The sequence below is a fragment of the Rhodopirellula maiorica SM1 genome (genome assembly GCF_000346295.1).
Classification (GTDB): Bacteria; Planctomycetota; Planctomycetia; order Pirellulales; family Pirellulaceae; genus Novipirellula; species Novipirellula maiorica.
Genome location: NZ_ANOG01000645.1, coordinates 1 through 9,278, shown reverse-complemented (window position 1 = coordinate 9,278; position 9,278 = coordinate 1). Strand labels below are relative to the sequence as shown.

Below are 9,278 nucleotides of genomic sequence, written 5' to 3'. Positions count from 1 at the left end.
CGGGTGACGCGGCCGACGATGGTGGCGGCGGGATCTTTAACAACGGTGGCACCCTCACGATCACGGGCAGCTCGACCACGATTAGTAACAACGTTGCTGACGGAACCAGCGGCAGCGGTGGCGGGATTCTAAACCTCGGCGGCACGACGACAATTTCGGGAAGTACAATCGCGTCCAATTCAGCGAGTCGTGCTGGCGGCGGAATCGAAGACAACGCGGGCGTCTCGATCACGCTGAGTGGTGTTCAGCTCCATAGCAACGTCGCGGGAGACGCACCGGGAAACGGTGGTGGGCTGCATATTACCGGCGCAGGCAGTGTCTCAATTTTGGATAGTACGATTTCAGCAAACTCGGCAACGAACGAGGGTGGTGGGCTGTGGAACAGTGGCGAAGGCACGCTCGCCGTGACTCGCTCAACCGTCTCGGGGAACATATCGGCAGACGGAGGCGGTATTTTCAACGATGGCACGAGCGGTGATATCACCATTACAAACTCGACGATTGCAGCCAACACCGCGACCATCAACGGTGGTGGCATCAACAGCGAAGGAGCCGATGTCACGTTGACCAGTGTCACCATCGCCGGTAACACCGCCGTGATTGGTGGAGGAATCTACACGCTTGGCGGCGTATTCAGCACCACCAACACTCTCGTTGCCAACAATAATGCTACGACCGGAACGGACGCATCGGGTTCGATTACCAGCGGCGGTAACAACCTGCTTGGCAATTCGGCTGGTGTCACGCTGTCGGGATCATTACAGACAAACATCACCGATGTCGACGCGTTGCTAGACATGCTGGGTGACAATGGTGGACCGACGCATACGATTGCGTTGCTGCAGGGCAGCCCAGCACTGAACTCGGGTGTCGCCGCTGGATTGACCGTGGACCAACGAGGAGTCGCACGACCACAAGGCACCGGGTTTGACATCGGAGCGTTCGAATCAAACTTAAACGGCACGGTTGACCCTGCCGTGTTGTCAATTGCTGCAGCTGATGCCATTAAGAACGAAGGCAGCTCGGGATTGACCCCGTTTACCTTTACCGTCACACGTACAGGCAACACTGCGGGCGTGACCACGGTCAACTATGTCGTTACCGGTACCGGAAACAACCCTGCATCGGCCAACGATTTCGAGGATGGCGATCTCCCAGATGGCGTGGTCCGTTTTGCAGCGGGTGAATCGAGCAAGACGATCACCGTCAATATTAACGGCGACACCACAATCGAAAACAACGAAAACTTCCGCGTCACACTCAGCAATGCGTCTGGCGATGCGTCCATCGTGACCGCCACAGCCGACGGAATTGTCCTCGACGATGATCGTCCACCAACGGTTCCTCGCGTGGTCATTCCCAATCAAGTCGAAGGAGGCCAACCTGTCCCCGGCGACGGCACAACGACGGCGATCTTGTTCCAGGCATTAATCGACACCGTCGTCACCGTCACTCCGGTGGGCACCGCTTCGCTGAGCGAAACGATTTTGATCTTCGACACCGACGCGATGATCGTTAGCAACATGATTGGTACATTAGCCACCGCGTCACTCGAAGCTGGCGGCGTGTACGCGATCGTGTTCGAACCTCAATTCGTTGATCGCGTTTTTGCGATCCGCACGTCCACGGGGCCCGGATCGCTCTCGAATGCTCCGCCGACCAACATCGTGCAACCCACCGATACCAACGCCAGCGGCGAGACCACGGCGATGGATGCTTTATTGGTGATCAATTCGCTCAATCGCATTGGTGGTGGGGAAGGCGAACAGACCATTCCTCGTTTCCTGGATGTCAATCGCGACAACAAAGTCACTGCGCTCGATGCCCTGCGTATCATCAATCAACTCAGCCGTGCCAGCGTAAACACGGCTGACATCGTTGTGACGGCCGATTCGCTTCCTCCGTTGCTGCCCACCACAACATCCAATAACGAGCCAGACACCGCGGCGAGTGACGATGCGGTCGACACGCTTTTTGGGGAGACGTCGTCCGAGTCACTGCTCGTCCGATCCAGTGCCACCAACGATTCGAGTCCGTCCCCGTCGACCATTCATCTTGATGCGGTAGACGAAGCAATGGAAGAAGAAGAGTTTGCACCGTCATCGCAGCTCGATGATTCCCTGATCGCGCTGTTGTCGTAGCGGACCGTGGCGTCATCGACGACAGCGGATTCCGGCGGGAGACAGGGGGGATCCCACAGCAATACAAAGCATCGCCCCGCTGCTTGATCAGCGATCACCACGAACGATTAGCACGCAGGGCCGTTCTAAAATAGCGGTTGCAACGTGTCGTAGCATGGCGATATAGCCTTCGAGGAAAGGCTGCTCACTAGCAGCCTGCAATACGAGTGCGATCTTCAATTCGTGGCACGCCATGTGCAAAGTGTTTGCGAAGTGTGCAGGTATCGTTTCGCGGAAACGGACTGCACTGGCAACGCGATACTTGCAACGCATTCACAGCAACGACGCACAATTGAAGGTTAGCTCATGAATCACGAAGAAAAAACCGTGACGGACAACGTGAAAGATTCGATTCATTCCAAAGACCAACCGCTCGGTAAAAAAGCACCTGGAACCCCCTTTGCGGTAGTCGGCTTGACCTATCCGCTGATTTTGATTGGGATCTTAGTGATTGCAGCAGCCTACTATTTCTTGACGCGGTAACCCGTTTCCCTATCGCGGGATTGCCCCTACCACGAGGTTGCCCCTATCGCGAGGCTGATTGGTTCTCTGACAACCTGACGACGTACTGCTGTTCCTCAGGCGTCAGCGGCTGGCGTTCCGCAAGTTGGTGTTGCAACACCGCATTATCAGCATCCGACGCATCTCCGTTGCTGCGTCCCCGTTCCGCCACGCGTTGATGCAGCGTTTCGGTGTCGGCGTAGCAGTCTAAGATCGCAAACGCCGCGGATTCGCGAGACGCTAACTCTCGAAAAGATGCACGCTGTGATTGCTGCAGGAACGTGGCGTCCACGATAACAGAATATCCCGCTTGCAAAATTTCTCTGGCGAGATGCTGCAATCGCTGATAGGTCGCTGCCGTGGATTCATCACTGTAGAGATCACTCTGCGACGAACGATCCGTTGGTTTCAAACCGTGGATACGTTTGCGTTCGACATCACTACGAATCCGAAAACAATCATATTGCTGGACAATGCGTTCACTCTTTGTCGTTTTCCCACTACCGCTGACTCCGTGAGTGATCCACAGCGTAGGCGTTTCCTCGGTCGTAAATCGGTGAGCCAGAGCGACATGGCTACGGCAATCGGATTTCGCTTCTTCTCGTTCTGCTGCTGACGCATCGGCCTGTTCTGCGCGGATCGAAGCGACCAAACCACGAACGATGGCTCGATAGACGAGAAACCAACGAAGCGTACGCAGCGAAGCGTAGTCGCCGGTACGCTGGAGGTAAAAGTTGGCAAAACTGCGACCGAGTTCAAGGTGTCCGCGAGCGGCAAAATCCATCATCAAAAAGGCAGCATCACTCATCACATCGATCCAGCGCATTCGCATGTTAAACTCGATCCCGTCAAATGGAATGAATCGGCCCCGCCAATTCACAACATTTTCCAGATGCAGATCGCCATGACATTCACGAATGAACCCCTGTTCCGCTCGCTGAGTGAATAGATGCCCATGTTCACGGATCACCGATTCCGACCATTGCTCTACCGCATAGATTGTCGTCACCGTTTGTGTCGAGCATGCTTGTTTTAGCTGCCGCAGCATCGATCTCATATTGTCAAATACGAAATCCGGCCAGCTCATTGCGTCGCTGTGGTCGCAGCGTGCGGCGGATTGATGAAAATCAGCAAGCGAATCGCTCAGTTGCGATACTTCGTGCAATGTCAATCTACTTGCCTTGACTCGTTCGCTCAGCAGGGCACTGTCGGGAAATCGACGCATTTTGACAGCGTACTCGACCGGTTCGCCTTCGCATTCCACCCGGAGTTTTCCATCCACTCTGCAAATCGGCACGACATCTAAATACAAGTCGTCAGCAAAACGGCTGTCCAGTCGCAATTCTTCCTGACACAACCGCCGGCGTTTTTCAAGCGTGCTGTAATCAAGAAAGTCGGTTTTGACCGGCTTTTTGATCTTGTATGCATAATCACCGACGAGAAAGACCCAAGAAATGTGAGTCTCGTGGAATTCAATGGTCGCATTGGAGTCGGGGAATGCATCGAGATCGTGTAGCGATTCGACCAAATTCACATCGGTAGTGTCCATCGATCCAATTGAGGGTTACATGCATACGGCAAACGGGAGAGACACGAACTATGTCGACGCCGTTTCCGCTTGCGGCGTCTTTTTGGGGATCCCTTGAAGCATTCGATTTCGAGTAATCCAAACGCTGCAGGGCGCGTGCCGTAAAACGAATCGCGACGTACTTCCCATTAAAACTCGCCCCAACCGTGTGCGAGGAGTCTCACCCACGACCACGATGTCACACTGGTTTTCCTCGAGGTAACGGACCAATCCTTCGCCGATGTGATCGTGTACGATCGATTCGACACGAACGTGGGCTGCGGTGCCGCGTAACCGGTCAGCTGCTTTGTTCGCGGCAAGCTCGGTCGATTTGCGTCGGTCGGATTCGTCAACTCCGCCCGCAAACAACGCAGACACGACACGCAGATCGGGCTCCGCTCCCAGACGCACCTCTGCGATTTCTTCGAGTGCTGCTTCGGCGGGACCGGTTTCGTCATACGCGATCGCGATTCGGATCGGATGATTGGCTTTGCGAAAGCCCGTGGGCCGCACCACCAGAACGCTGCAACTGGCATGCGTAGCAACGTAGTCACTCGTGCTGCCCAATATCAATCGCTCGACCTGAGAATGGCCCCGCGCCCCCATCACAAGAAAGTCAGACTGTTCACGTTTCGCGACCGAAATAATCGTCTCGCTGACGTGTCCCTGTTCGATCAGGTGCTTCAATTTCACATTGGCACCATCAAACATCAATTCAATCTTGGCAAAGGTATCGATGGCGCGTTCGCGTTCTCGCTCCAAAATCGTTTCCACCCAATCGCCCAATCCGGTGACACTGCCTGCGGTGGGCACGTGCAGTACCGACAACACCGTAATCTCGACCTTGTCCCCATGAGGCAAATGAGCCAAGAACCAAGTCGCATCCTCGGCGTGCGGTGAACCGTCGGTCGCCAATAGAATCTTTTTCATCAGAACGTCTCCTCAGAAACAATCAGGTACAGCGGGCAATCTGGCGCAACGGGCAATCAAGTGTGTTTATGTCCAAACGCATCCCCGGTGTCGCTTGTCACGACGGGGGTCGGATCGAAATAAGGCTCCGAGCGAGTATGCGGATCAACAAAGGACAGTCTCATCAAATGCTTGGGTCCCAACTTGACGACTGGTCGGGCATGCAGAAAATCGGCCAGAGATGGATAGGGACCTGTGTCCAAAAATTTTGAGATGCCTTGGACGATGTTGCGAATCACCTCAGGCCCTTCGCGGTAGACCTCCGACGTCACCATCACCACATCCGCACCGGCGATCATCGTCTTGATCGCATCTTCGGCAGATCGCACTCCTCCGCTGGCCGCAATTTGCAGATCCATCTCGCTTGCACGGGTTCGCACGATTCCTTCGAGAATCAATCCGAGCGAGTTGATCGGGGACAATTCCCAACGGATCGTCCAGTGCCCACGATCAACCGAGACATCCCATTGAGGCAGATGCGAGAACAAAACCACGCCGTCAGCACCGGCGATTTGTAATTTTCGTGCCATCGAAGCCAAGTTCGTGAACCGTTGACTCAATTTCACAGCGACCGGAATTGACACACTTGCACACAAATGCCGTACGATTACGCACACCCGTTCTTCGATCTCCTCGGCCGACTCGCTGGGACTGAAGATCGCGGGATGCCAATTAAACTCCAAAGCATTGGCCCCACTCGCCTCAATTTCCTTTGCATAGCCAATCCAGTCACCATCGTCGATCCCATCCATACTGGCGATAATCGGAACCGACTCGTTGGCGCGCAAGGTTTCGATCGTCTGCAGATATTTCTCGGTACCACCGTTGAACCTGTCCTGCTGTGGTTGGTAGCCGCTACGCTCGATCGCATGTTCGGGGCTGTTTTTCAGCAATCGACTGTACAGGATCTGCTCTTGCAAAATCGATGGCAGCACGATCGCTCCGGCACCGGCGTCGACCAATTGACGAACCGTTTCAAGTTCCATGGTCAGCGGACAAGAGCCAACCAACACAGGTGACTCAAGTTCCATTCCCAGATAACAGCAGGCAAGTTCCGATGGCATGATCGGGCAATCCTCAGACGAGTACAAATCGTGGACTCCATTCCATTAAACGCCAAACAAGGCAAACGGCATGCCGGTGAGCTTCCGATTCGAGTAGCGAAGGTCGCTCATCACACCGCGGGATCACGCTTGCTCGAGAATCACGTCGTCGAGCGGACGTCGCGGTGTTGGTTTGACCTCTTTGCCGTAGCCCAATCGCAACAACAACTGGGGCGTACCCTCATTGCCCGTCAAATCCATCAATTGCTTTCGCAGCGATTCGACTTCGATCGCTTGGTTCAAGAACGATGCATCAACCGACCACGAAGCCGCTCGCAACAACATTTTGGCAAGCGCTTGCCCACAGGCAATCCAATCGGCCATCGTGTCGGTACGAGTCCCGATCACAGCCAATAGCGGCGATCCTTCGGCGAGTTGACGATCGATGGCCGCTTTCCCATTCCCCCAGTCAAACGTGCGAATGATAAAGCTATCAAAATTCGACGCTAGATCGCTGGCGCCATGGGTATAGCCGGGAAGTCCATCGCGACGCGAACTGTTGTTGGAGTGAACCCACTTGGCAAGCTCGCGACGAAAATGTCGGTCACTGGCCTGACGACGATCCCCTTCAGAAACAAGATCCGCCACCGCATGTTTCTGCTGGTCCGTCTGGAAGTAGTGAATCCAAGCATGTTCGGATCGAACGTCATCCATCCATTCCACCTGTAAACCTGGATCGACTTCGCGAGACTCGAAGGCAAAGCGATTCGTTCGTCGTTTAGGGATGGCATCAAAGAGCGACTGTTCATCGCTGGACGTGATGTGCGACCCCGCAACGAGCACCCGTGCCACCAAATCAGGATTCACTCGAGATGGCAACACCTTCACCAACGTCGCCAACCCGTCGGCCATCATTGCCAGCCGCAGATGGTACAGCGCCGCACCACAACTGATATACAACTCTCGATCCTCAGGGTCGACTACAGGACATGCTCGTTGCTTATCGGCAATCACTTCGACGCCGTCATTGCGTATCCGAAATAACCAAGGCTGTGTGTTGTGACTCGAGGGTGCTTGAGTCGCATGCTGGACCGCATCGCGAAGCCGAGCGGTGAGGGGAGGTTGGACCAAAGTATTCGTAGTCATCGCATTACAACCTATTCGAACAAGAGAAGAGCTTTTCGGTGAGTTACCAAACACTGGAAAAAAGGCTGCAAACAATGGGCCGTGTTCGAGCGGGGCACTGCGAACGATTGACGCACCTAACTATTTGAGTAAGTAGGCATGCATCATTGAGTGAAATGCCATTGGCCGTTTGGGCCAACGCTGTGAAGCATCTTGCAGCGGAACGCTACATCCCATGGCCTTACGGCCACGGCAGAGGATGTATCGGCCTCTGGCCTAAGCCGGACGTTCTCGTCAGAGGCCGGGTCCCACGCACTACCCGGTGCCTTACGTCCTGCGGCTCACCAATTCAGTCTGCATCTCGTTTGAATCAACAAGCCGTTGACGAGTTCCGCTACGAAAGAGTGGTGGAGATTTGTTACAGCACTGGTTTGTTACAAGACGGGGTTGTTACAAGACGGGGCTGAACAAGCGTGCGATTGCGGTTCCGATGCGCGCGAAAAGAGGACGCAACGATTTGCCTGGCACATTGCTGCGAGCCGATTCAGCAAAATCGTGTTCCAGCATCTCCACGACGTCGGCAATCAGCTTGGGGTCCGCGATCGCAACCATCAACTCGAAATTCAAGTACAGCGATCGGTTGTCGAAGTTATGCGATCCGATCAACACCAAATCATCATCAACCAAGACACATTTCTGGTGCATAAATCCGTGGGGAAAACGGTAAACCGGAATCCCAACTTCGGCCAATTGCTGCTCGTAATAGAACCCCGCCAAAAAGACGGCCCATTGGTCCGCTATCGACGGGATCAACAAGCGAACATCGACACCACGCGCACGCGCCATTGCTAACGCGACCATCAAAGCGTCATCGGGAACCAAATAGGGCGTGCTGATCCACAGACGCCGTTTTGCTGTCGCGGCAGTCGACGCAAACATCATCGTTGCCCGCGGCCGTTGATCGGCGGGGCCAGTTGCACAAACCGCCGCGATGCTCGAATCCGTTTCCGGCCCCCCCCCGTAACTTCGATCCGCTTCGAAATGCCAAGTCGCTTCGGGCAAATCGGTTCGTGCGGCCCAGTAGTAGTCTCCTGCAAACACTGCTTGGACCTTGCGAGCCAATTCCCCCTCGATCTCGACGGCGGTGTCTCGCCATCGTGTCCGGCCCGCGCTGATCCCGATATACTCGTCGCCCACATTCAGCCCGCCGACAAAGGCGATCTTGCCATCAATCACCGCAAGTTTGCGGTGATTGCGAAAGTTGATTTGAAATCGGTTCACAAACCCTTGCCGGGTATTGAACGCTCGCATATCAATTCCCGCAGCAACCAATCGACTGATATATCGCCGCGGCAATCGCAGACATCCCACTTCGTCGTACAACAACCGCACAACCACGCGTCGCTCGACACACCGCAGTAGTGCGTCGGCAAGTTTGCTGCCGATCTCGTCATCGCGAAGAATGTAAAACTCTAGATACACATAGTGTTCGGCTGCATCGATCCGTTGCAGCAACGAGTCAAAGAACGCGTCTCCATCAATCAACAGTTCATACGAGTTTCCTGTACACAGCGGCGTATCCAAGACGTCTGCGAGATACTCGAGCGACGTGTCCAAGTTAGTGGTGCGAATATTGGCATCGGTGATTAGTTCGCGGCGAACCGACGCAACGGATTGGACATGCCGTTCGCCAACGGCGCGAATTGCTTCTCGGTACCCCTCGAAACGATGTCGCGCGAACACCCAATACATTGGCAACACCAGAAATGGAATCGTCACCAACCCAATCACCCACGCCACCGCCGCCTGTGCCGTACGAACATGCCGCAACGCATGAAACGCCGAAACAATGGCCAACAGTTCAATCAACACCGCGAGCGGCGGAATCAGAGT

General features: G+C 54.8%; 7 protein-coding genes. 2 read left to right on the top strand and 5 right to left on the bottom strand.

Going from position 1 to position 9,278, the window contains the following annotated elements:
- Both RMSM_RS20655 and RMSM_RS41145 read left to right on the top strand, forming a co-directional pair.
- Positions 1–2,141, top strand: a 2,141-nt coding sequence (locus tag RMSM_RS20655; protein WP_040768598.1) for a choice-of-anchor Q domain-containing protein, incomplete at its 5' end; no start/stop codon positions are given.
- Positions 2,142–2,486: 345 nt separating this feature from the next.
- Entirely contained in the window at positions 2,487–2,663 is a 177-nt protein-coding gene (locus RMSM_RS41145; RefSeq protein ID WP_008700652.1) for a hypothetical protein, read from the top strand.
- A 43-nt stretch (positions 2,664–2,706) separates the two neighbouring features.
- Here RMSM_RS41145 and RMSM_RS20650 read toward each other — a convergent pair whose 3' ends face one another.
- The 5 genes from RMSM_RS20650 to cls form a co-directional block, all read right to left on the bottom strand.
- Positions 2,707–4,230 (bottom strand): bifunctional aminoglycoside phosphotransferase/ATP-binding protein, encoded by a 1,524-nt coding sequence (locus RMSM_RS20650; RefSeq protein ID WP_008700650.1) that lies wholly within the window; start codon positions 4,228–4,230, stop codon positions 2,707–2,709.
- Positions 4,231–4,278: 48 nt separating this feature from the next.
- On the bottom strand, positions 4,279–5,178 hold the full coding sequence (locus RMSM_RS20645) for a universal stress protein (RefSeq protein ID WP_008700648.1): 900 nt from the start codon (positions 5,176–5,178) through the stop codon (positions 4,279–4,281).
- 56 nt (positions 5,179–5,234) lie between these two features.
- The gene (locus RMSM_RS20640) at positions 5,235–6,281 is read right to left on the bottom strand and encodes a dihydroorotate dehydrogenase-like protein (RefSeq protein WP_008700646.1); all 1,047 of its coding nucleotides are present in this window, start codon (positions 6,279–6,281) and stop codon (positions 5,235–5,237) included.
- A 123-nt stretch (positions 6,282–6,404) separates the two neighbouring features.
- Positions 6,405–7,406, bottom strand: a complete 1,002-nt coding sequence (locus tag RMSM_RS20635; RefSeq protein WP_008700644.1) for an Acg family FMN-binding oxidoreductase — start codon at positions 7,404–7,406, stop codon at positions 6,405–6,407.
- 429 nt (positions 7,407–7,835) lie between these two features.
- Positions 7,836–9,278, bottom strand: a 1,443-nt coding sequence (gene cls, locus RMSM_RS20630; protein ID WP_040768594.1) for a cardiolipin synthase, incomplete at its 5' end; no start/stop codon positions are given.